General features: G+C 62.6%; 18 protein-coding genes. 9 read left to right on the forward strand and 9 right to left on the reverse strand.

Features of this window, described 5'->3' with window-relative positions; genetic code table 11:
* Window positions 1-41: 41 nt before the first annotated feature.
* The gene (locus AC1RLZ_RS07035; RefSeq protein ID WP_493188058.1) at window positions 42-1,004 is read left to right on the forward strand and encodes an MBL fold metallo-hydrolase; all 963 of its coding nucleotides are present in this window, start codon (window positions 42-44) and stop codon (window positions 1,002-1,004) included.
* Between the two features lie 276 nt (window positions 1,005-1,280).
* Here the strand turns inward: AC1RLZ_RS07035 and AC1RLZ_RS07040 are convergent, their stop codons facing one another.
* A complete protein-coding gene (locus AC1RLZ_RS07040; protein ID WP_493188059.1) occupies window positions 1,281-2,918 on the reverse strand; it encodes an isocitrate lyase in 1,638 nt (545 codons plus the stop codon).
* 148 nt (window positions 2,919-3,066) lie between these two features.
* Between AC1RLZ_RS07040 and AC1RLZ_RS07045 the strand changes: the two genes are divergently transcribed.
* Window positions 3,067-4,506, forward strand: coding sequence for a helix-turn-helix domain-containing protein (locus tag AC1RLZ_RS07045; RefSeq protein WP_493188060.1), 1,440 nt, complete (start codon window positions 3,067-3,069; stop codon window positions 4,504-4,506).
* A gap of 7 nt (window positions 4,507-4,513) precedes the next feature.
* Here the strand turns inward: AC1RLZ_RS07045 and AC1RLZ_RS07050 are convergent, their stop codons facing one another.
* Window positions 4,514-6,013, reverse strand: coding sequence for a helicase HerA domain-containing protein (locus AC1RLZ_RS07050; protein WP_493188061.1), 1,500 nt, complete (start codon window positions 6,011-6,013; stop codon window positions 4,514-4,516).
* A gap of 250 nt (window positions 6,014-6,263) precedes the next feature.
* Window positions 6,264-7,454, reverse strand: a complete 1,191-nt coding sequence (gene carA / locus AC1RLZ_RS07055) for a glutamine-hydrolyzing carbamoyl-phosphate synthase small subunit (protein WP_493188062.1) — start codon at window positions 7,452-7,454, stop codon at window positions 6,264-6,266.
* A 311-nt stretch (window positions 7,455-7,765) separates the two neighbouring features.
* Here carA and AC1RLZ_RS07060 point away from each other — a divergent pair, with 311 nt between their 5' ends.
* Entirely contained in the window at window positions 7,766-9,391 is a 1,626-nt protein-coding gene (locus AC1RLZ_RS07060; RefSeq protein ID WP_493188063.1) for a glycosyltransferase family 39 protein, read from the forward strand.
* A 127-nt stretch (window positions 9,392-9,518) separates the two neighbouring features.
* Complete coding sequence (locus AC1RLZ_RS07065; RefSeq protein WP_493188064.1) at window positions 9,519-9,974, forward strand: GatB/YqeY domain-containing protein; 456 nt, start codon at window positions 9,519-9,521, stop codon at window positions 9,972-9,974.
* A gap of 63 nt (window positions 9,975-10,037) precedes the next feature.
* Here AC1RLZ_RS07065 and AC1RLZ_RS07070 read toward each other — a convergent pair whose 3' ends face one another.
* On the reverse strand, window positions 10,038-11,666 hold the full coding sequence (locus AC1RLZ_RS07070) for a fatty-acid--CoA ligase (RefSeq protein WP_493188065.1): 1,629 nt from the start codon (window positions 11,664-11,666) through the stop codon (window positions 10,038-10,040).
* 89 nt (window positions 11,667-11,755) lie between these two features.
* On the opposite strand from AC1RLZ_RS07070, the gene AC1RLZ_RS07075 reads away from it, so the two are divergent.
* Window positions 11,756-12,844, forward strand: coding sequence for an extensin family protein (locus AC1RLZ_RS07075; protein WP_493188066.1), 1,089 nt, complete (start codon window positions 11,756-11,758; stop codon window positions 12,842-12,844).
* A gap of 304 nt (window positions 12,845-13,148) precedes the next feature.
* On the opposite strand, the gene AC1RLZ_RS07080 is transcribed toward AC1RLZ_RS07075, so the two are convergent.
* Window positions 13,149-13,835, reverse strand: a complete 687-nt coding sequence (locus AC1RLZ_RS07080; protein WP_371420746.1) for a L,D-transpeptidase — start codon at window positions 13,833-13,835, stop codon at window positions 13,149-13,151.
* 436 nt (window positions 13,836-14,271) lie between these two features.
* Here AC1RLZ_RS07080 and AC1RLZ_RS07085 point away from each other — a divergent pair, with 436 nt between their 5' ends.
* The gene (locus AC1RLZ_RS07085) at window positions 14,272-15,252 is read left to right on the forward strand and encodes a magnesium transporter CorA family protein (RefSeq protein ID WP_493188067.1); all 981 of its coding nucleotides are present in this window, start codon (window positions 14,272-14,274) and stop codon (window positions 15,250-15,252) included.
* A 1,039-nt stretch (window positions 15,253-16,291) separates the two neighbouring features.
* Here the strand turns inward: AC1RLZ_RS07085 and AC1RLZ_RS07090 are convergent.
* Window positions 16,292-17,011, reverse strand: a complete 720-nt coding sequence (locus tag AC1RLZ_RS07090; protein WP_371424424.1) for an SDR family NAD(P)-dependent oxidoreductase — start codon at window positions 17,009-17,011, stop codon at window positions 16,292-16,294.
* Between the two features lie 65 nt (window positions 17,012-17,076).
* The gene (gene pdxH / locus AC1RLZ_RS07095; RefSeq protein WP_371424414.1) at window positions 17,077-17,727 is read right to left on the reverse strand and encodes a pyridoxamine 5'-phosphate oxidase; all 651 of its coding nucleotides are present in this window, start codon (window positions 17,725-17,727) and stop codon (window positions 17,077-17,079) included.
* A gap of 122 nt (window positions 17,728-17,849) precedes the next feature.
* On the opposite strand from pdxH, the gene AC1RLZ_RS07100 reads away from it, so the two are divergent.
* Entirely contained in the window at window positions 17,850-18,263 is a 414-nt protein-coding gene (locus AC1RLZ_RS07100) for an RT0821/Lpp0805 family surface protein (RefSeq protein ID WP_371424413.1), read from the forward strand.
* Between the two features lie 140 nt (window positions 18,264-18,403).
* The gene (locus AC1RLZ_RS07105; protein ID WP_371424412.1) at window positions 18,404-19,381 is read left to right on the forward strand and encodes a DnaJ C-terminal domain-containing protein; all 978 of its coding nucleotides are present in this window, start codon (window positions 18,404-18,406) and stop codon (window positions 19,379-19,381) included.
* Between the two features lie 25 nt (window positions 19,382-19,406).
* Here the strand turns inward: AC1RLZ_RS07105 and AC1RLZ_RS07110 are convergent, their stop codons facing one another.
* Window positions 19,407-20,180, reverse strand: a complete 774-nt coding sequence (locus AC1RLZ_RS07110; protein ID WP_493188068.1) for an anti-sigma factor family protein — start codon at window positions 20,178-20,180, stop codon at window positions 19,407-19,409.
* An 18-nt stretch (window positions 20,181-20,198) separates the two neighbouring features.
* Window positions 20,199-20,687 (reverse strand): sigma-70 family RNA polymerase sigma factor, encoded by a 489-nt coding sequence (locus AC1RLZ_RS07115; RefSeq protein WP_493188069.1) that lies wholly within the window; start codon window positions 20,685-20,687, stop codon window positions 20,199-20,201.
* Between the two features lie 240 nt (window positions 20,688-20,927).
* On the opposite strand from AC1RLZ_RS07115, the gene fabI reads away from it, so the two are divergent.
* Window positions 20,928-21,749 carry an enoyl-ACP reductase FabI gene (gene fabI, locus AC1RLZ_RS07120; RefSeq protein WP_371424409.1) on the forward strand — a complete coding sequence of 274 codons (822 nt, stop codon included), beginning with the start codon at window positions 20,928-20,930 and terminating at the stop codon, window positions 21,747-21,749.
* Window positions 21,750-21,759 lie beyond the last annotated feature (10 nt).

A 21,759-nucleotide genomic window follows, 5' to 3' on the forward strand; every position in this document is an offset into this window, starting at 1 on the left:
CGGGATTCAGCATCTAGATTCGCAATAAAGGAGAAGCAGTAATGGTAAAGTTGATATCCGCTCTGGCGGCGGCGTTAGTGAGCGCCGCCGCGCTCACCCCGCTCACCGCATTCGCGGCAAGCGATACCGGCGAGGCCGTCCCGCGCGCGCAATATACCAACCGGGAGATTCTACCCGATCCCACCGCCGCAGCCTGTTCGAGCACGCCACGAACCCTCACTCAGGTCAGTGGCAACGTTTACCGGCACACCAACACAGCGCTGCCTGCGCTTCACAGCGGCCTCGTCCTTATCACCAATGAGGGCGCGCTGGTGATTGATCCGGCGCTGACCTGCACGGCGACCTGGCTGCGTGACGAGATCAAAAGCCGCTTCGGTGTCGGCATCAAATACGTCGTCTATACGCACGGCCACTTCGACCATATCGCAGGCTCCCAGGTGTTGCAGCAAGACGGTGCCATCGTCGTGGCCCAGCGAAACGCACTCGAGGCGATTGTCGGGGAGCGGCTTCCCGTTGCCGTGCCGGACAAGGTGTTCGATCGCAAAATGACCATTACGCTCGGTGGTGAAACGGTGGAGCTTCACCACATTGCACCGAGCCATTCGAACAGCATGACGCTGGTGTACTTCCCGAAGGAAAAGGCGCTCCAGTGCACGGATATCTGCGAGGCCAAGACGCTTCCGTACATGGATTTTCTCGATTTTTACTATGATGGGTGGATCGAGTCTCTGGACTGGGTGCTGAAGCAGGACGTGCAATACATCGACGTCGGGCATTATGAACTTTCGAACAAGGATGACCAACGAGCGCTGCGGGAATACATGATAAGCCTGCATGACCAAGTGCTCGCACTTATCCGCAAGGGCGAAAGCTGGGACCAGATCTGGCGCCACGTGACCTTCAAAGACGAATACAAGGCCTGGTTCGGATATGCATTCATGCGGGTCCCGAACATCGAAGGCATGTATCGCTGGGTCAGCAATCGTAGAAGGGGCGTTTGGTGAGTCGCGCTTCGGTGAGTTCACCCATTCGGACGTAAGGGTGCTAGCTACCCTGGTCGATCTCGATAGCTATTGCTCGATCATGGATTGGCCGATGCGAATAGCGCCAGGAAGATGCTGCCGAGCTTGACGGGCATGATCCGGACCACCGGCATTCCTGTCGCTGCCGTCCAGTGACGGGTGCGCCCGAGGTCGGGGCGGCATTTGAACCAACAACGAAATCAGCCTGAGGTCTGACAAGACCCCAGGCTGATTTTGCGATGGACTGAACCGTAGAGATTAGCCGAACTGGTTCATCGTATTGTGCGCGCCGCCCGCCTTCAGGGCTGCCTCGCCGGCGAAGTATTCCTTGTGATCGTCGCCGATGTCCGAACCAGCCATGTTCTGGTGGCGGACGCAGGCGATGCTCTGGCGGATCTCGGCGCGCTGGACGTTCTTGACGTAACCCAGCATGCCCTGTTCGCCGAAATACTCCTTGGCGAGGTTGTCGGTTGACAGTGCAGCCGTGTGATAGGTCGGCAGCGTGATCAGGTGATGGAAGATGCCGGCGCGCTTGGCCGAATCCGCCTGGAAGGTGCGGATCAGCTCGTCGGCTTCCTGTGCCAGCGGCGTGTTGTCATATTCGGCCTTCATCAGTTCGGCGCGATTGTACTTGCTGACATCCTTGCCGGCTTCCTTCATCGCGTCATAGACCTGCCAACGGAAGTTGAGCGTCCAGTTGAACGACGGCGAGTTGTTGTAGGCCAGCTTCGCATTCGGGATCACTTCACGAATGCGATCGACCATCTTGGCGATCTGCTCGATATTCGGCTTTTCGGTCTCGATCCACAGCAGGTCGGCGCCGTTCTGCAGCGAGGTGATGCAGTCGAGCACGACGCGGTCCTGGCCGGTGCCTTCGCGGAACTGGTACAGGTTGCTGGGCAGACGCTTCGGACGCATCATCTTGCCATTGCGGTTGATGATGACGTCTCCGTTCTTCGCGTTGTCAGCGGTGATCTCCTCGCAATCCAGGAAGCTGTTGTACTGGTCGCCGAGGTCGCCCGGCTTGTGGCTGACAGCGATCTGCTGCGTCAGACCGGCACCGAGCGAGTCCGTGCGGGTGACGATGATGCCGTCTTCGACGCCCATTTCGAGGAAGGCGTGGCGGCAGGCGCGAATCTTCGCGAGGAAGACTTCGTGCGGCACGGTCACCTTGCCGTCCTGATGGCCGCACTGCTTCTCGTCCGAGACCTGGTTTTCGATCTGCAGCGCGCAGGCGCCGGCCTCGATCATCTTCTTGGCCAGAAGATAAGTTGCTTCCGCATTGCCGAAGCCGGCGTCGATATCGGCGATGACCGGAACGACGTGGGTCTGGAAGTTGTCGATCTTCTCGATCAATGCTGCTTCCTTTGCCTTGTCGCCAGCCTTGCGGGCTGCGTCGAGGCTGCGGAAGATGTCGTTGAGTTCGCGCGAGTCGGCCTGACGCAGGAAGGTGTAGAGCTCTTCGATCAGCGCCGGCACCGAGGTCTTCTCATGCATCGACTGATCCGGCAGCGGGCCGAATTCGGAGCGCAGCGCTGCGATCATCCAGCCTGACAGATACAGGTAGGTGCGGTCGGTGGTGCCGAAGTGCTTCTTGACCGAGATCAGCTTCTGCTGCGCGATGAAGCCGTGCCAGCAACCGAGCGACTGGGTATACTTGGTGGTGTCCGCATCATAGGCCGCCATGTCGGCACGCATCAGCGACGCGGTGTAGCGTGCGACGTCGAGGCCGGTCTTGAAGCGGTTCTGCAGGCGCATGCGTGCGACGGCTTCGGCGGTGACGCCGTTCCAGGTGTCCTTGGTCTTGAGTAGCGCCGACGCCGCCTCGATTTCGCTCTGATAGGAGCCCGTGCCGAGGATTGTCTGGTTGCTGATCCCGCGTGGCTGGAAGTTCATTGTCTCGATCCCTTTGGCTGACGAAAAACCTGTCCCTGGTTGTAAGGGCGGGATCGCCAGTCGCTAGACGGAACGCAGATAACTTGTCATACTTTACAAATTATGCGTGTAATTCTGTAAGATAATTACAAGATGTGGGAGGGCGCAGATGGCTACCTCGGTTGGGCGTTCTGTCTTCATGGGTCCCCGATTGCGGCGGCTTCGGCGCGATTTGGGCCTGACTCAGGCCGATATGGCGGCAGATCTCGAAATATCCGCACCCTATGTCGCGCTGCTGGAGCGCAACCAGCGGCCGATGACGGCCGACATGCTGCTGCGGCTGGCCCGCACCTATACGATCGATCTTGCCGATCTCGCCGGCGACGGCGGCGCCGACAATACGGCGCGGATGCAGTCGATCCTGAAGGAGCCGATGTTTTCGGACATCGATATCCCCGCGCTCGAAATCAGCGATCTCGCGGTCAGCTATCCCGGCATGGCCGAAGCGTTCCTGCGGCTCTACACGGCCTATCGCGAGGAACAGCTTGCGCTGGCGGACCGGCGCGCGCCGGCGCTCGCGGGCAGTGCATCGCAAGCGGCTGGCGAAGGCTATGATGCCAATGATCCCGTGGCCGAGGTCAGGCGATTTCTCGCGGCGCGCCGCAACAATTTCGCGGGTCTCGATGACGCAGCCGAACGGCTCGTGCAGGCGACGGCCGGTCCGGGCGGTTTCGTCGAGCGTCTCAAGACCCGACACAAGCTGCAAGTGCGCTATCTGCCGCCGGACGTCATGCTCGGCTCGGTGCGACGACTGGATCTGCATCGCAAGCAATTGCTGCTTGAGGACTCGCTCGACACCGCCAGTCTCAACTTCCAGCTCGCCCAGCAACTCGTCTATCTCGAAATGGAAAACGAGATCGGCACAGCGCTGGAAGACGGCCAGTTCACCACCAAGAGTGCCGAACTTCTGGCACGCCGTGCACTCGCGGGCTATGCCGCCGCGGCGCTGATCATGCCCTATGCGGCTTTCGCGCGCGCCGCCGAGACGCGTCGCTATGATCTCGAAGCGCTGGCGCGCCAATTCGGCGCCAGCTTCGAGCAGACCGCGCATCGCATCACCACCTTGCAGCGGCCGGGTGCGGAGAAAGTCCCGTTCTTCCTGATCCGGGTCGATCCCGCCGGCAATATTTCAAAACTGCTCGATGGCGCGGGCTTTCCATTCGCCAAGCACGGCGGTGCGTGCCCGCTGTGGTCGGTGCATGACGTTTTCAAAACGCCGCGCCAGATCGTGACACAGTGGCTGGAATTGCCGGATGGCCAGCGTTTTTTCTCCATCGCCCGCACGGTCACGGCCGGCGGAGGTGCCTACGGCGCACAGCGCGTGGAGCGCGCGATTGCCATCGGTTGCGCTGCGGAGCATGCGGGGCAGTTGATCTACACCCGCGATGCGTCGGCGCCGCGCGCGGATGCGCCGACGCCAATCGGCGTCGCATGCCGCGTCTGCCACCGTCCACGCTGCGCTGCGCGCTCGGCGCTTCCGATCGGGCGCGAGTTGTTGCCGGATGATTTCAGGACGCTGAACGTTCCGTTCGGCTTCTCGGCGGACTGAAGCGGCGTCAGGCCTGCTCCGCGGGCACTTCCTCGGCATTGGGATCGCCGGGTGCCGTCGCCCAAGCTAACTCAACGAGCGTCACGATGCGCCGACCGGCGCCGTCGAGCTGGCACACGATGAGACCTTGCTCCTCGATGTAACTGAGCAGGCGGCGCGCACGGCGCAGGGAGTGCGAGCCATAGGCGCGGGCAATCGCTGCGTCGCTCGGGCATGGCCATCCTTCCTTGGCGGCGCGGGCGATCATCATGAAGACGCCTTGCATGTCGTCGGGAAGGATCGAGGCGCGGACGGAGACGTCCTGCCAGCCGTCATCATCTGCCATCTCGGAGCCGAGGCCGGCGCGGGCCCGCGTCAGCATGCGACGGAAGTCATCGAGGTCCGGCACGGCGGCACCGAGCCCCTCGATCCGGCAGCGGACCACGAATTCCTGATAGAGCACGCCGACGACCCGAAATCCTGCATCGGGTTCTGCCATCAAGGCTTGCAACACGCGGTCGACGCGCTCGCGCCGCGCAGCCAGTTCCTCGGCGCTGATTGGCGTCTCCGGTACATCGGGCCGAACCTCCAGCGCGGCGGACTTTGCCGCCATGAGCTGACCAAGCAGATCTGGTGATGACGGCGCGCGGCGCTGCGCCCGGACGGGCTCCGGCGGCGGCGCTGCGAGAATCGTCGCGCGCACGTCGTCGAGTGTCGCTTCAGGCAGCGGCATCAGGCGCGGCGTCGCATTGCGCGGGCTGGTCTCGGTTGTGCCGATGCGCAGTCCCAGCGGTCGGCGGGAGAGGGCGGGGCCGAGCGCCATGAATTGCCCGCGCTCGAGGTCGCGGAAGGATTCGGCCTGTCGCCGCTCCATGCCGAGGAGATCGGCGGCGCGCGCCATGTCGATATCGAGGAAGGTGCGGCCCATCAGGAAGTTCGATGCTTCGGCCGCGACATTCTTGGCGAGCTTCGCCAGTCGTTGCGTGGCGATGACGCCGGCAAGCCCGCGTTTGCGGCCGCGGCACATCAGGTTGGTCATGGCGCCGAGCGAAAGCTTACGCGCTTCGTCCGACACCTCGCCCGCGACGGCCGGGGCGAACAGCTGCGCCTCGTCCACCACCACGAGCATCGGATACCAATGGTCGCGGGGCGCGTCGAACAGTCCACCGAGAAAGGCGGCGGCGCGGCGCATCTGATTCTTGGCATCCAGCCCTTCGAGATTGAGCACCGTGGAGACGCGGTGCATGCGCGCGCGCTCGCCGGCGACCTGCAACCCGCGTTCGGTGTGCGCCTCGGCATCGATCACCAGATGACCGAAACGCTCGGCCAGAGAGACGAAATCGCCTTCGGGATCGATGATGGTCTGCTGCACCCAGGGGGCGCTCTGTTCGAGCAGCCGGCGCAGCAGATGCGATTTTCCGGAACCCGAATTGCCCTGCACGAGCAGGCGCGTCGCCAGCAGTTCCTCGAGGTCCAGAGCCGCCGGGGCGCCTGACGTCGTCTGCCCCATCTCGATCGCAACGGTCATGTCTCGACTCAGGTCTCCTTGCGGAGACGGCTTACCAACCCGACCGCAGTGCGTCGAGCGGCGTACGGCCGATTGCTCGGAATTCCGCACGGCTTTACGAAAGGCTGTGGAGGTGGCCCGATATTGACCGTTGCGCAGGCCACGTGCGTGAGTCGATCACGTGCGTCACGCCCTGCCTTTCAGCGATCCGTCGATTGCAGACGCGAGGGCCATGATGACCGATAAGACTGCGTTTGTCGGATCGAAGCGCTTACGACGCCTTCTTCGCCCGCATCAGATCCGCGAACCGCTTGAACAAGTAGTGCGAGTCGCGCGGACCGGGGGAAGCCTCCGGATGGTACTGAACCGAGAACACCGGCTTGCCGTCGAGCTGGATGCCGCAATTGGATCCGTCGAATAGCGAGATGTGGGTCTGCGTCGTGCCCTTGGGCAGCGTCGCTTCGTCCACCGCGAAGCCGTGGTTCATCGAGGTGATTTCCACCTTGCCGGTGGTCTCGTCCTTGACCGGATGATTGGCGCCGTGATGGCCCTGATGCATCTTCTTGGTCCTGGCGCCGACCGCGAGGCCGAGCATCTGGTGACCGAGGCAGATACCGAATATGGGCACGCCGGAATCGATCACCTGCTTGATGACAGGCACGGCATATTTGCCGGTCTCGGCGGGATCGCCCGGGCCGTTCGACAGGAACACGCCGTCCGGCTTCAGCGCCATGATCTCTTCTGCCGAGGTCGTGGCCGGAACCACCGTGACCTTGCAGCCTTCGCCTGCCAGCAGGCGCAGGATGTTGCGCTTGATGCCGTAATCGATGGCGACGACGTTGAATTCAGGATTGGTCTGGCGGCCGAAGCCCTTTTCCCATTCCCAGGGAGTCTCGTCCCAGGTGAAGCGCTGGGCGGAGGTCACCATCGGCACCAGGTCCATGCCTTCGAGGCCGGGCCATTCGCGCGCTTCTTCCTTGAGGCCGTGCAGGTCGAACTTGCCGTCCCTGGCATGGGCAATCACCGCATTGGGCATGCCCTTGTTGCGGATCAGTGCGGTCAGGGCGCGGGTGTCGATGCCGGAAATGCCGATGATGCCGCGCGCCTTCAGCCAGGCGTCGAGATGGCGCGATGAGCGGTAATTCGACGGGTCGGTGATCGCCGAGCGCAGGATCACGCCGCGGGCGCCTGGCGTCGCCGCCATGTTCACCGTCTCGATATCCTCGTCGTTGGTGCCGACATTGCCGATATGCGGGAAGGTGAAAGTGATCAGCTGTCCGGCATAGGAGGGATCGGTGAGGATCTCCTCATAACCGGTCATCGCCGTGTTGAAGCAGACTTCGCCCACGGCCTGGCCTTCCGCACCGAGGCCGAAGCCTTCCAGCACGGTGCCATCGGCGAGCACGAGGAGCGCGGTCGGTTTGTGGTCCGGCCAGGCTGGGGATGTTTCTGAGGGGGTCATGAGGGGACTACATAGTCCCGGCGTCTGCCGCCGTCAAAGCCGGAACCGCCGGATTCACACGTCAAGTGCCATCGGCCGCGTTTGGGGCGGGGAGCGTAGCTCCGCCGGAGGGGCCGAATGGCCCGTGGTGGAGGAAAAATATCTCAACCAGACCGTGCTGCGGCATGTCGGTTGTCCGGTGAATCCGACACACCGATACCGCGTAACTCGCAGAATAAGACGTAGAATCAAACAATTATAAATCCGAGCGCTTGCCGGAGGTAACTTTCGCCGCTAGCAATCTACAGCTTCGCCTATTTCCGGATATTTCAGTGCAGTTGGATTATTTCGCCAGGATGGCTGCGCGGTCGGCCGTTGCGCCAGCGCGATGGCGCAGGCCTTTTCTGACCTGGCTTGATGGGATCGAGAAGGGCTGGACGATCCCTGCGCTGATCGCTGGTTTTGCGTCGATCTGGCTGCTGTTTCTCGTCATCGCCTATCAGAGCGGCGACCTGCATGCAGATGCGCTGGAAACCTGGAGCCTCGGCCGCGAATTCGCATGGGGCTATCCCAAACATCCGCCGCTGATGGGCTGGGTCGCGTGGCTGTGGACGCTGGTTTTCCCGCTCACCGACTGGTCGTTCCAGTTGCTGTCGATGACCAATGCGGCGGTGGCGCTCTGGGCCGTCGATCTGATTGCGCGGCGCTTCGCGCGGGGCGATTCGCGGGCCGTCGTATTGCTGCTGCTGATGTTGCTGCCGGCCTATCAATTCCATGCCCAGCGCTTCAACGCCAACACCGTGCTGCTCGCGATCTGGCCATTGGCGACCTATTGCTTCCTGCGCTCCTTTGAAACGCGCGCCATCGGCTGGGCTGCTGCCGCCGGCTTCATATCCGCGCTGGCGATGCTTGGGAAATATTATTCAATCTTTCTGGTCGGCAGCTTCGTGCTGGCAGCGGTCGTGCATCCGCAGCGGGCGATCTATTTCAGGTCCTGGGCACCGTGGGTCTCGGCTCTGACCGGGATCGTTGCCCTGGGACCGCATATTCATTGGCTTGCCACCACGGGCGCCGCGCCATTCGGTTATGCTCTGGATGTTCACGGCGGACTCGGCTTCGCTCAGTCGCTGGAGGAGGCGGGCATGTTTGTGCTCGGTCTCGCGGCGACGATGGCGCTGCCGGCCATCGTCTGGGTTTTGTCGGCCGAGCTGCGCCTGAGGTACTTTCGGGCCGATTTCCTTGCGATGGGTCCGGGGTTGCTGCTGCTGTTCTGGGTATTCGTCGGCTCTGTGTTGTTGCCAGTCGTGACCACTGTTGCTGTTGGCACCGATATGCCCTCGCTATGGGCATTGCAGGGTCTGTTCCTGCCAGCCATCTTGATCGTCTGTGGCGCCCGCTTCACGCTCGAGCGCCTTTATGTGGTCAACATGGTGGTCTTCGTCGCTGGCATTGCTGTCATTGCAACCGTCGTGGCGGCGCCAATTCATGCCATCTATCGCAACAGCATCAATCCCAACGAGCGGACTTACTATCGGTTGGCCGCTCAAGAGCTGACCAATCGCTGGCACCAGATGACGGACCGGCCGATGCCACGGATCAGTGGCGATGATGGGTTGGCATTCGCGACGGCTTTCTACAGTCCTGACCATCCGCTCTACGGTCGCCCGTTCCAGTTCCAGTACACCTGGGGCATGCCGCGCCCGACGACGTTGCAGAGGGGTTGGGCCGCGATGTGCTTCGCGACGGACAGCGTTTGCGTGGCGTGGATGGACCGTGTCGCAGCGCTCGAGCCGCAGCATGTCCGCTTCGATTTCGAGGTTCAGCCCCGGTTGTGGGGGCAGGCCGGTATTCCGGCCACCGTATCGGCGCTGATGGTTCTGCCGCGCGCCAACGAAGCCACCACGCCCGGGCCATCGTCCGGAGGCGCCGAGGATTTCAGCTCCAGCCATCGGCAATAGGTCTGGGCAGTAGATTCGGGTCAGCCCGGCGAACTGGCGGGTGCGGTTGTGCATACCCCTCAAAACGCTTAGATCGGGGCTAACCGAGTTCCGGCGCTGCGATTGGCGGCCGCAAGAGGAGACGCAGATGCTGCGCGATGACATTAACAACGCCGTCAAGGACGCCATGCGGGCCAAGGACGAGCGCAAGCTTTCGACGCTTCGGATGGTCAATTCGACCATCAAGAATGCCGATATCGAGGCGCGCGGCCAGAGCAAGCCGCCGCTGTCAGACGCCGACCTGCTAAGCCTCCTGCAGAAGATGATCAAGCAGCGTCAGGAGTCGGTCGAACTCTACGACAAGGGCGGTCGGGCGGAACTCGCGACCCAGGAGCGCGAGGAAATCGCGATCATCACAGCCTATCTGCCGCAGCAGATGTCGGAGGACGAGACCAGGTCCGCCATCGCAGCCGAGATCGCAGCGACAGGTGCTGCCGGTATGAAAGACATGGGCAAGGTGATCGCCGCACTGAAGGCGAAATATGCCGGCCAGATGGACTTCGGCAAGGCCAGCGGTCTGGTGAAGGCCGCGCTGAACGGCTGAGGCTCTCGTCGCCCCACAAATTGAAAACCTCTCCTCGCATAGCGAGGAGAGGTTTTTCTTTAACTACGCCGCCGCTGTCGGCAGGCTATAGGTCTTGAACTGATCGCGCAGCGCGGTCTTCAGGATCTTGCCGGTGGCGGTGTGCGGGATCGCGTCGACGAATACCACGTCATCGGGCATCCACCACTTGGCGATCTTGCCATCCATGTATTTCAGGATGTCCTCGCGCGTGGCGGTCTGGTCCTGCTTGAGCTGTACGATGAGCAGCGGCCGCTCGTCCCATTTCGGATGATAGACGCCGATGACCGCGGCTTCCGCGACCTTCGGATGACCGACGGCAAGGTTCTCCAGGTCGATCGACGAGATCCATTCGCCGCCCGACTTGATCACATCCTTGGAGCGGTCAGTGATGCGCATGTAGCCATGCTTGTCGATGGTCGCGACGTCGCCGGTGTCGAAGTAGCCTTCCTCGTCGAGGATCTCGTCCTCGACGCGGAAATAGGCGCGCGACACTGACGGGCCGCGCACCTTGAGACGGCCGAAGGTCTTGCCGTCCCAGGGCAGGCTCTTGCCGCTGTCGTCGGTGATCTTCATCTCGACGCCGAATGGCGGATAGCCCTGGGTCTGCAGGATATCCAGCCGCTCGTCGCCTTCGAGCTGGTCGAAGGGCGGCTTCAGCGCGGCCAGCGTGCCGATCGGCGACATCTCGGTCATGCCCCATGCGTGGCGCGCGCCGATGCCCATATCGACAAAGGCCTTGATCATCGAGCGCGGCATCGCCGAGCCGCCGCACACCACCATGCGCAGGTCAGGCAGTTTCAGATTGTTCTGCGACATATAGTTGAGCAGCATCAGCCACACGGTCGGCACGCCGGCGGTGTGCGTCACCTTCTCGGTCGAGAGCAATTCGTAGATCGAGGCGCCGTCCATCTTGGCGCCGGGCAGTACGAGCTTGGTGCCCATCGATGGTGCAGAAAACGCGATGCCCCAGCTATTGGCATGAAACAGCGGGACGACCGGCAGCATGGTGTCGGCGGCATTGGCGCCGAGCGAGTCACCGGTATTGGCCATCAGCGCGTGCATCACGTTGGAGCGGTGAGAATACAGCACGCCCTTCGGATCGCCCGTGGTTCCGGATGTGTAGCACATCGCCGCTGCGGTGTTCTCGTCGAACTCCTTCCATTTGAAATTGCCGTCGACTTCCGCGATCCAGTCCTCATAAGCCACGGCGTTTTTCAGCGTGGTCTGCGGCATGTTCGCCTTGTCGGTGTAGACGATATAGCGTTCGACGCTGGGCAGATTGTCGGCGAGTTTTTCCAGCAGTGGAACGAAGGTCAGGTCCGTCATCACGATGCGATCCTGCGCATGGTTGATGATCCACGCGATCTGATCGGGGAATAGACGTGGATTGACCGTATGGCAGATGGCGCCGATGCCCATGATGCCGTACCACGTTTCCAGGTGTCGCCACGTATTCCACGCGATGGTCGCGACGCGGTCGCCCATCTTGATTCCTTCGCGATCGAGGCGCTGCGCGACTTTCAGGGCGCGGGTACGAATTTCGGCGTAATTGGTGCGGTGTATGGGACCTTCGACTGATCTGGTCACGACTTCACGTTCGCCGTGGACCCGCGCCGCATGATCGATGATCCGGTGACACAGCAAAGGCCAGTCTTGCATCAAGCCACGCATTCGATCGTTCCTCCGTCTTGTGATTGTTCTGCCGGTCCCCCGATCATTGCCGGGGAACTTCGACCGCTCTTTTGGGCTTAGGTCTTGGCATGAAGTTTAGCGCGGGGAAAGCGGCCCGGAAATGGACTTTTGGCCTATCCGGCTGCGACCAAAGGACAATTGGAGCGGTTCTGGCGCTGTTGCTGGTTGCCGCGCCGGCGCAGGCCTATCTGACCCCGTCGCGCGTCCCGCTGCCGAAGCCCCGCCCGGTGGAAGCGCCCGCGATCGAGCCGGCGCAAAAGCCCGGCGAGGAGCCTGCCAAATCCGGACAACCCGCTGAGCCCGAGAAGCCCGCCGCCGAAGCGCGCCCGCCGGAGCCGCCGCCGCTGTCAGCCTGCCGCCTGGCGCTCACCGATGCGGTCGCCATTGCGCCGGGTATTCCCGACATCAAGGGGCCGGGCGCCTGCGGTGGCCCCGACATGGTGCGGCTTGAGGCAGTGGTGCTGCCGGACAAGACGCGCGTGCCGCTGAAGCCGGCGGGAACGATGCGCTGTGCCATGGCAACGGCGGTGGCGGAATGGATCCGCGCCGATATGGCGCCGCTCGCGACCAGCCTCGGCACCAGGCTTCTCGAGCTTGATAATTTCGATTCCTTCGACTGCCGTGGGCGCAACCGCGTGGTCGGTGCGAAACTGTCGGAGCATGGCCGCGCCAATGCGCTGGATGTGCGTGGGCTGAAACTCGCGAATGGCCGCTCGATCGCGCTCACCGAGCGCAACACGCCGCGCGAGCAGCGCGAGGCGGTGCTGCATTCGGTCTGTACGCGGTTCACCACCGTATTGGGGCCGGGCTCCGACGGCTATCACGAGGATCACATCCATCTCGATATCGCCGAGCGGCGCGGCAACTACCGGATCTGCCAGTGGGACGTCTGGGACGAGTGGCCTCGCATTGCCCCGCTGATGCCCGCGATGCGCCCGGACGAGGCGCCGCCGCGCGAGGTGGCCGAGGGCAAACCGGGCCAGAAGACGCCCGAGGCGGCCAAGGCCGCCGAGCCTGAAGCCGCTCAGCCGGGTGAAGCCGAGCCGGAGCCCGAAGCGGAAGCGGCACCCCCGCCGGAGCAGCCCAGGCAGAAGCCAAAACCCAAGCCGAAGAAACGCCGCGCGCCGCTACCATCGCCGTTCGGCTTTTTGCGGTGACGTTCTGATCGCGTATTTGTGGCCACGTCCCGGGCGGGTGCTTTCTTTTCCCTCCCTCTTGCCGGTCGGGTGGGGGTGCCGCAGGCGACGGCGTTGGCGGAGGCACCCCACCCCGGCCTCCACTTCATCGAGGCTGCGCATCGCCTCGTTCGGCCGACCCATGGCGAACGACTTCGTTCGCCAGATCCCACTGCGCGGCTTCGCCGTTTGAGGGAGGGAGACCGCTCCCGCTTGCGCTTCGACTAAAACAAAAAAAAGCGCCGGCAAAACCGGCGCTTTTCTAATTAGATAAAACTCAGTCAGCTCAGTACGGCGTTCCGCCGCCGCCCTGCAAAGCGAGCTTCGAGTTATATGGCGAGTCGCCGGCCTTCGGCTCGAGCACGACGACCACAGCACCCGGCTTGACGCGGCTGTAGAGGTCGATGACGTCTTCGTTGGTCATGCGGATGCAGCCCGACGAGATCGAGGAGCCGATATATTCCGGCTGGTTGGTGCCGTGGATGCGGAACAGCGTGTCCTTGTTGCCCTGATAGAGATACAGGGCGCGGGCACCGAGCGGATTGTCGACGCCGCCAGGCACCTGAGCCGGCAGGCCTTCGATGCGCTTGTGGATATCGGCGGTCGGGGTCCACTTCGGCCATTCGGCCATGTTGCCGACACGCGCGACGCCCGAGAAGGCCAGCGCTTCTTCGCCGACGGTCACGCCGTAACGGATCGCCTTGCCGCCGTCCTGGACGAAATAGAGATAGTGATTATCGGAATCGACCACGATCGAGCCCGGCGCTTCCTTGCGGTGGAAGTCGACAATGGCGCGGCGGAACGGCTCCGCCGGCTGTACCTTGGCGTAACGCGCCTTGGCGAGCTGGGCCTTGTCATTTGGCTTGAGGCTGGCTTCCGGAGCGGCCTGGAATTGGGTTGCGGTCTGCATGCAGCCCGACAGCATCAGGCCGGCGGCGACAATCAGTCCAAGCTTAATCTTGAGCGGCGACATGTCATTGTTCCAATTGCGTGAGGTCCGAATTCAGGCAGGCTGGTGCAAGGAAACGCACCCAAAATAGCCCGCGAACGCCACGATTCCGTTAAAGTCACTATCGCTGAAATCCGCTGCAATTCCAGCGGTTAGATGCGCTGCGCATCATGCAGCGCACAACCTGTGTCATATTTGCCGCAGAATTTCCGACTGCTCGGCCAAATCCTGTGCAGAAGCGCAGCGCCTCGCGAATCCGTGATGCAGGCGTGATAATTTTGTCAGTCTCGGGTGCACAGGACGCCCGATCATAGGGGAAGGATTTCACGGGCGCGCGCGGGGTTGGCGCGCCGCACAAAGGCTGTCATGACGGCTGCATCTGCATCGGTCATGGTCGATCGCCCCAGTCGATTCGGTCCGGATCGCGGTTCCCCGCCTTTTCAGTTTCCCGGAGTTGCCCATGCTCGCTGTCTTCACGCCTGCCGATCATGCCTTGAGAAAATCCGAGCCGACCGATCTTGCGGCGCTGCCGGACAACGCGGTGTGGATCGACATGGTGAAGCCGTCGCCGGCGGAGGACAAGGCGGTGGAGAAACTGGCGGGGATCGAAATCCCGACCCGTGAAGACATGCAGGAGATCGAAATCTCCAGCCGGCTCTATATCGAGAACGGCGCCCGCTACATGACCGCCAGCTTGATGTGCGGTTCCGATACCGAGTCACCGCGGATCACGGCGGTGACCTTCATCCTCACCCGGCAGCGGCTGGTGACGGTGCGCTACGACACTCCGCGTCCGTTCGCGTCGGTCGAACTGAAGCTTGGCCGCAACGCACCCGCGGGCGCCAATGGTGAAACCATTCTGCTCGAACTGCTCGACGCGGTGATCGATCGCTGCGCCGACATTCTCGAACGCGTCGGCGCCGATGTCGATCAGGTCAGCCATGACATCTTCGAGCCGGATGAGTCGCTGCGGACCGGCCATGCCAAACGCTATTCGGAAATCCTGATCACCATTGGCCGTAAGGGCGACCTGACCTCGAAAGTGCGTGAAAGCCTCGTCTCGATCGGCCGCGTCGTCACCTTCATTACCGCGGAAGCCGAGGGCGTGAAGTGGTCGAAGGACATGCGTGCCCAGCTCAAGACCATGCAGCGCGACGTGGTGTCGCTAACCGATCACGCCTCCTACCTGTCGAACAAGATCACCTTCACGCTCGATGCGATGCTCGGCGTCGTCAATCTGGAACAGAACAACATCATCAAGCTGTTCTCGGTCATGGCCGTCGTGTTGATGCCGCCGACGCTCATCGCATCGGTCTACGGCATGAACTTCAAGCTGATGCCGGAACTGCAATGGGACCTCGGCTATCCCGCGGCACTGATCATGATGGTCTTCGCGGCCGTGCTGCCCTACATGTTCTTCAAGTGGAAGAAGTGGCTGTAGGGCACGCAGGGCGGCACTAACATCTCATTTGTCATTCCGGGGCGCGGCTCGGAGTGACAAATAGGGACGGGCAGCGCCAAATATTTTTTCCTATTTGTCAATGACAATATCCCCATAAGGACTATCCTCCGCCCGTCCGGTTCACGAGGGGCGCTTCTAGAGGCGTCTTGAAGTGGGACAGGATGCGGCGCCTGCGAGCGTGGGGTGACGTACCCTGCGCACTCGGGAGGTCCTGGGTCGCCGTCCGGCCCCACTACGGGGGACTGCCACTCATGCTGGCTGGACGTGGCATTGGTGAACGGCGGGAAACCGCCGGGATCGGCGGAGTGCGGAGCTCTGCGCCTTTGCCCCGAAGAACGGTCCCGGGGACAGAAATCGTCCATAGCAGTCGCAGACTGCGTAAACTTGTCTGCGGGGTGGCGCCTGATAGCGTTGCGCGGTTGCAGCTTGCCGGCGGAGCGGATCGCGAAAATTACCACCATTTGCGCCGTCAGGCGCGCCGCCACCCCTCATGTTTCAGGAGGGGGCACCGCTTCGATAACCCCGAGCATGCGCTCGCGGGATCATAGAGGCGCGGGCGTCTGAATCTTTTATCAACTATCAAAACGCATTCACGATGCGCGTTGGAAAAGCCTAATGATCATAGGCTCGGCGCGGTTCCCGCCACAATTTATCCGGTAAAATTCGAGCGTTCCGCTGAACGGTTGCGCTAATGGTTGCTGTCATAACGCTGTCAGTAACGATGAGGACAGCAATGGTTGACAAAACAGAAACATCGGGACGGAACGTCGTCGATCTCAGGTCCTATCAACAGGCGCGCATGGCCGGTAGAGCTCCGGCAATCTCTGCGCGAACCTGCCGGCATTGCGGCGCCGGATTGATGGACGGCGAATCCGAAGACGATTGTTCCAGCGCCGGGATCAGCGCGGCTGCGCCGATGCCGCGGAAGTTTTACGCGGACTAGAAAGTCCCGCCTGTCTTGGGGGGCGCCAGAATGGCGCGGCCCTCAGCATAACCATGTCCCATCTGACACCGCTGATCAGACGTGCTGGCCGCCATTGATGTGGATTTCGGCGCCATTCACGTATGAACTCGTTTCCGTACACAGTACATAGATGATCTTGGCGACTTCGTCGGGCGTGCCGAGCCGATGCAGCGGGATCTGCTGATCGACGATGGTCTGCGTGCCCGGCGACAGGATCGAGGTGTCGATCTCGCCCGGCGCAATGGCATTGACGCGGATACCGAGGCGGCCGAAATCCGACGCCATTTCGCGGGTCAGCGACGCCAGCGCCGCTTTCGATGTGGCATAGGCCGCACCGGCAAACGGATGCACGCGCGAGCCGGCGATCGACGTGACATTCACCACCGAGCCTTTGGCCGCCTTTAACTGTTCGATCAGTCCGCGGGCCATCATGATCGGCGCGAAGAAATTGACGTTGAAGACGTGGCTCCAGGTCGCGACGTCGGTGTCGATCGAGCCCATGCGCGCGCCGCCCTCGGCCTTCGGCGAGATGGCGGCATTGTTGACCAGCGCATGCAGCGCGCCGCCGTTCAGCCGTTCCTTGATGTCGTCGATGGCGCGGACAGTGTCGTCATGATTGGAGAGATCGACCTGGATGTGATCTTCGGGGCCGGCATCCCATGGGCAGACTTCCGGAAACGGATGCCGCGAACAGGTCAGTACACGCCAGCCGGCGCTGGAAAAGCGCATCACGGTGGCATGACCGATGCCCCGGCTTGCGCCAGTCAGCAGCATGGTGCGCTTGGGTGCGTTCGATCCTGGATGGTTCACGTGTCTGGTTCTCGTCTCGTTGTCGGCGTTCACGGATACAGTCTCACCTTGGTCCAGGACGTATCTGCTGCCGGGTTGTCGCGGCGGAATTCGATACGGTCGTGCAGGCGGAACGGGCGGTCGTGCCAGAACTCGAAACGAACAGGCGTAACGCGCCATCCGCTCCAGCCTGGCGGACGCGGAACGGCGCCGATCAGGTGCTTGGCGCCTTCCTTGGCGATGGCCTGTTCGAAGGCGAAGCGGCTTTCCAGCGGCTGCGACTGCTTGCTCGCCCAGGCGCCAATCTGGGCCTGTTTCGGGCGCGTCGCGAAATATTCGTCGGCTTCGGCCTCGGTCACGCGGGTCACCGGGCCGCGAATGCGGACCTGCCGGCGTAGCGACTTCCAGTGAAACAGCAGGGCAGCCTTGGGATTGCCGGCGAGCTCCTGGCCCTTCTGGCTGGCGACGTGGCTGTAGAACACGAAGCCGTCGGTGTCATAGCCCTTCATCAGCACCATGCGGACGTCCGGCAGGCCGTCGGCATCGACGGTGGCCAGCGCCATTGCGTTGGGATCGTTGGGCTCGGACGCCTTCGCCTCGGTAAACCACTCGGAAAACAGCGCAAATGGTTCCGCAGCGGCCGTAAAATCACCTGACGTTAACGGAGTTGAGTCTTTGATGGGGGAGGTCGTATCGGTCATGTCCGGAGTTCCGCTTGCGTTGGCCTGTTGTAGAGAGCTTGCTGCTGCCGCTGCATAGGCAAGACCTATATAGGGCACGGCTGCGCATTGGCCTATCAGCCATCTGCCCGCTCGGTGCGGCTTTGACAGCAATTCTTATCGGCAGCACGCTCGGCGGTTGCAGTATGGGCCGGAACGAGTCCGCGCTGGCCAGGATGGAGGGCGGCGACGTCACCGGCTCGATTTCGCCGGCATCGGTCCAGGCCACCAATTACGAGCCCACCGAAGCCGATCTTGTCCTGACGCGCACGGCAGCCTGCGATGTCCTCAGCAAGGGCAGCAAGGATTCCAGCCAGCCCTGGGAAAACCCGTCGACCGGCGCGCGCGGATCGGTGACGCCATTGTCCAGTGCCTATGTCGCGGAAGGCCGCACCTGCAGGGACTTTTTGGCCAGCTATGTCAACGGCACCAGCGAAAGCTGGATGCAAGGTGCTGCCTGTAAGGGGGAGCGCGGCAGCTGGGACGTTCACACGCTGAAACCGTGGAAACGGAGCTAGTTTTCGCCAGCCGGCCGCTTGCAGCCCAGTTGCAAAAATGACACGAAGTCACCAGATGAAGAGCCAGGCGAATTTCGGCCTGCAAACCGAATATGCGGGCCGGGGGCCCGCCTTTTAGTTACCTGAAGGAGAGACGACGGATGCGCGACCCCTATGAGGTCTTGGGGGTGCAGCGGGGCGCCAGCGCTGCGGCGATCAAGAGTGCCTATCGCAAGCTCGCCAAGAAGCATCATCCCGACAACAACAAGGACGATCCGAAGGCCGCCGAGCGGTTTTCGGAAGTGAACTCGGCTAACGAGATCGTTGGCGATGAGGACAAGCGTAAGCAGTTCGACCGCGGCGAGATCGACGCCGAGGGCAAGCCGCGTTTCCAGGGCTTTCCTGGCGGCGGCCGTGCCGGCGCGTCGCAGCGCGGTTTCGAGCATGCCTTCCGCGGCGGTCCCGGCGCACAGCAAGGCTTTCCTGGCGGCGGTGTGGGTGGCGGTTTCGAGGACATCCTCAACAGCATGTTCGGCGGCGCCAGCCCGCGCGGCGCGCGCGCCGGCGCGCAGGGCTTTGAGTTCGACACCGGCGGTTATGCCGGCGGGATGCCCGATCTGGATCTGAACGTCGCCATGACGGTAACTCTGGAAGAGGCAGTGAAGGGCGCCGAGAAGCGCGTGCGCCTCCCGACCGGCAAGGAATTGAACGTCAAGGTGCCGGCCGGCGTTACGTCAGGCCAGCAGATCAGGTTGCGCGGGCAGGGCGAAACCGCGCCCGGTCATCGCCCCGGCGATCTGATGATCACCGTCACCATCGCGCCCCACGCCTACTTCAAGGTGGACGGCAATGATCTGCGGGTCGAGCTGCCGATCACGCTGTACGAAGCCGTGCTGGGAGCCAAGGTGCGTGCACCGACGCTCACCGGCGCCGTTGAGCTTTCAATTCCGAAGAACACGTCGAGCGGACGGGTGTTTCGCCTGAAGGGCAAAGGCCTGCCGCTGGCCGGAGGCGCCGCGGGCGATCTCTACTTCACCACCAGGATCATGCTGCCCGACGGCAACGATGCCGAGCTGGAAGCCCTGATGGAGAAGTGGCGCGCCGGACATCCGTATCATCCGCGCAGTGAGTTGGGGTGAGATGAACAGCGATACCTCGCTGTCGTTATCCCCCCATCTTCTCCGTCTGGTCATAGATCTGGCGGGCGACCTGATTGAGCCGGTCCTTGTCGGTCGGGCCTGACACGACATAGCCGACGCCCTTCTCGGCCCAGAACATGGCGCCATCCTTGTCCTGCGCGGCATAGCGCATCTGGGTGGCGTCGGCCTTCGCTGCACGCGACGTGTAGAGCGTGTAGCGCTCGCCCGACGGGCTCTCATACATGAAGAAGGCGGCGGGTGCTTCGGGGCCAGGCAGCAGGCGTCCGCCGACCAGTTTCAAGCCGGCCGCATCCAATTCGGGTGCCTTGATCTCGTAACCGACACGCTTCGACAGCCACTGCTGCAGATGTGCACGTTCGTTCGCGGCGACTTCGACGGGATGCCGGACTTCGACCACATAGGTCCGGTGCGCATCGAGCGCATCCACCGTGAAATTCCGGAACGTCGATGGCGTGGCCGCTGCGCCGCGTGCAAGCCAGCCTGCGCTGCCGCCTGCAATGAAGGCGACCAGCGTGGCCGCGACGGCGCCGTAGATCCAGCGCCTTGGCTGCTGAACCAGTCGCTCGATCCCCAGCCGCTTCGGCACCGTCTCGTCGGCGATCGCATCGTAACGGGCATGCAGCAACTCAGCCATCGCACGCCATGATGCGACGCGCTCGGCATCGTCGGGATGTGTCGCGAGCCATGCCTCGACATCGGCGCGGCGCTCGGCGGGTAATTCATTATCGACGAAGGCGTGCAATTCGTCTTCGGTCACGGAAATGTTCGGTTCGGTCATTACCATCTTTCCTTTAAATCATTTGACCGCGCGCAGCGTCGGGCGCTCGCCGTCGAGATAGGCTTTGACATGGGCGCGGGCGCGCGCGAGGCGCGACATCACAGTGCCGATTGGCACGCCCTGAATGTCGGCGACTTCGCGGTAGCTCAGGCCCTCGAGCATCACGAGCAGCAGCACCGAACGCTGCTCTTCGACCAGCGCGGCGAGCGCGCGCGAGATGTCACGGCCTTCGGCTTCGGTGCCGCTGGCATCCGGATTGTTGTCGAACAGTTCGGTGAAGACAGGTTTTCGCGCCAGCGAGCGGCGGCGGTTGCGATTGAGGTTGGTCAGGATCGTATAGAGCCAGCTTCGCAGGTCGCCGCCGATGAACAGTTTTTCGGAGCGTAGCGCGCGCACCAGTGTGTCCTGCACCAGATCGTCGGCGATGTCCGCGTCACGCGCGAGCGCCCGTGCGTAACGGCGGAGCGCCGGGATCATGCTTTCCACGCTCTCGCGAAAGGCGCTCATGCTGTTAGTGCCATGGGGCTGCTGCCATCCGTTGCAATCCTGACGGTATTTCGGGCGGCCCGCAAATACGCCGCATCCATGATAACACCTTGGCTGGCCGTCTATTCCGGCGTTAAGCCCGAACTGTAAACAGCCGCATAACCGGCCTTTTGGGCTGTACCGGGCGCAAGTGCTGGTGTACCCCGAAGGCCGGATCGGCACGGGCGGCCAAGGCTGCCTGCCAAGCAAACAGGATACGACATGAGCGAAGTTTCAGGCCTGATGAAAGGCAAGCGCGGCGTCATTCTCGGCGTGGCCAACAACCGTTCCATCGCCTGGGGCATCGCCAAGGCATGTCAGGCGCAGGGCGCCGAGATCGCACTGACGTTTCAAGGCGATGCGCTGAAGAAGCGCGTCGAGCCGCTGGCGGCTGAACTCGGCGGCCTCGTGCTCGGCCATTGCGACGTGACGGATGCCTCGACCATCGATGCGGTGTTCGATGTGCTGAAGGAAAAGTGGGGCAAGATCGATTTCGTCGTCCACGCCATCGCCTTTGCCGACAAGGATCAGCTCGACGGCCGTTACATCGAGACGACGCAGGAAAACTTCACCAACAGCATGCTGATCTCGTGCTACTCGCTGACCGCGATTGCGCAGCGCGCCGAGAAGCTGATGACCGACGGTGGCTCAATCATCACGCTGACCTATTACGGCGCCGAGAAGTGGATGCCGCATTACAACGTGATGGGCGTCGCCAAGGCTGCGCTGGAAGCCAGCGTGCGCTATCTTGCGGCTGACCTTGGCGAGAAGAACATCCGCGTCAACGCGATCTCGGCCGGCCCGATCAAGACGCTGGCCGCGTCGGGCATCGGCGACTTCCGCTATATCCTGAAGTGGAACGAATATAACGCGCCGTTGCGCAAGAACGTGACGACGGACGAAGTCGGCCAGAGCGCGCTGTATCTCCTGTCCGACATGTCCACGGGTGTTACCGGCGAAGTGCATCACGTCGATGCCGGCTACCATGTCGTCGGCATGAAGCGGCCGGAGTCGCCGGACATCTCGCTTGGCGGCAAGGATTGATTGCTAACGT

The sequence above is a fragment of the Tardiphaga sp. GW822-FHT04G09 genome (assembly GCF_058800725.1).

What these genes read in the sequence shown, in the direction of transcription:
- AC1RLZ_RS07115 (WP_493188069.1), bottom strand. Translation starts at nt 20,687, where the DNA reads ATGAGCGCCTTTCGCGAGAGCGTGGAAAGCATGATCCCGGCGCTCCGC.
- AC1RLZ_RS07070 (WP_493188065.1), bottom strand. Translation starts at nt 11,666, where the DNA reads ATGCGTGGCTTGATGCAAGACTGGCCTTTGCTGTGTCACCGGATCATC.
- pdxH (WP_371424414.1), bottom strand. Translation starts at nt 17,727, where the DNA reads ATGACCGATACGACCTCCCCCATCAAAGACTCAACTCCGTTAACGTCA.
- AC1RLZ_RS07050 (WP_493188061.1), bottom strand. Translation starts at nt 6,013, where the DNA reads ATGACCGTTGCGATCGAGATGGGGCAGACGACGTCAGGCGCCCCGGCG.
- AC1RLZ_RS07065 (WP_493188064.1), top strand. Translation starts at nt 9,519, where the DNA reads ATGCTGCGCGATGACATTAACAACGCCGTCAAGGACGCCATGCGGGCC.
- AC1RLZ_RS07075 (WP_493188066.1), top strand. Translation starts at nt 11,756, where the DNA reads ATGAAGTTTAGCGCGGGGAAAGCGGCCCGGAAATGGACTTTTGGCCTA.
- AC1RLZ_RS07045 (WP_493188060.1), top strand. Translation starts at nt 3,067, where the DNA reads ATGGCTACCTCGGTTGGGCGTTCTGTCTTCATGGGTCCCCGATTGCGG.
- AC1RLZ_RS07040 (WP_493188059.1), bottom strand. Translation starts at nt 2,918, where the DNA reads ATGAACTTCCAGCCACGCGGGATCAGCAACCAGACAATCCTCGGCACG.
- AC1RLZ_RS07110 (WP_493188068.1), bottom strand. Translation starts at nt 20,180, where the DNA reads ATGACCGAACCGAACATTTCCGTGACCGAAGACGAATTGCACGCCTTC.
- AC1RLZ_RS07080 (WP_371420746.1), bottom strand. Translation starts at nt 13,835, where the DNA reads ATGTCGCCGCTCAAGATTAAGCTTGGACTGATTGTCGCCGCCGGCCTG.
- carA (WP_493188062.1), bottom strand. Translation starts at nt 7,454, where the DNA reads ATGACCCCCTCAGAAACATCCCCAGCCTGGCCGGACCACAAACCGACC.
- AC1RLZ_RS07105 (WP_371424412.1), top strand. Translation starts at nt 18,404, where the DNA reads ATGCGCGACCCCTATGAGGTCTTGGGGGTGCAGCGGGGCGCCAGCGCT.
- AC1RLZ_RS07035 (WP_493188058.1), top strand. Translation starts at nt 42, where the DNA reads ATGGTAAAGTTGATATCCGCTCTGGCGGCGGCGTTAGTGAGCGCCGCC.
- AC1RLZ_RS07085 (WP_493188067.1), top strand. Translation starts at nt 14,272, where the DNA reads ATGCTCGCTGTCTTCACGCCTGCCGATCATGCCTTGAGAAAATCCGAG.
- AC1RLZ_RS07090 (WP_371424424.1), bottom strand. Translation starts at nt 17,011, where the DNA reads ATGCTGCTGACTGGCGCAAGCCGGGGCATCGGTCATGCCACCGTGATG.
- fabI (WP_371424409.1), top strand. Translation starts at nt 20,928, where the DNA reads ATGAGCGAAGTTTCAGGCCTGATGAAAGGCAAGCGCGGCGTCATTCTC.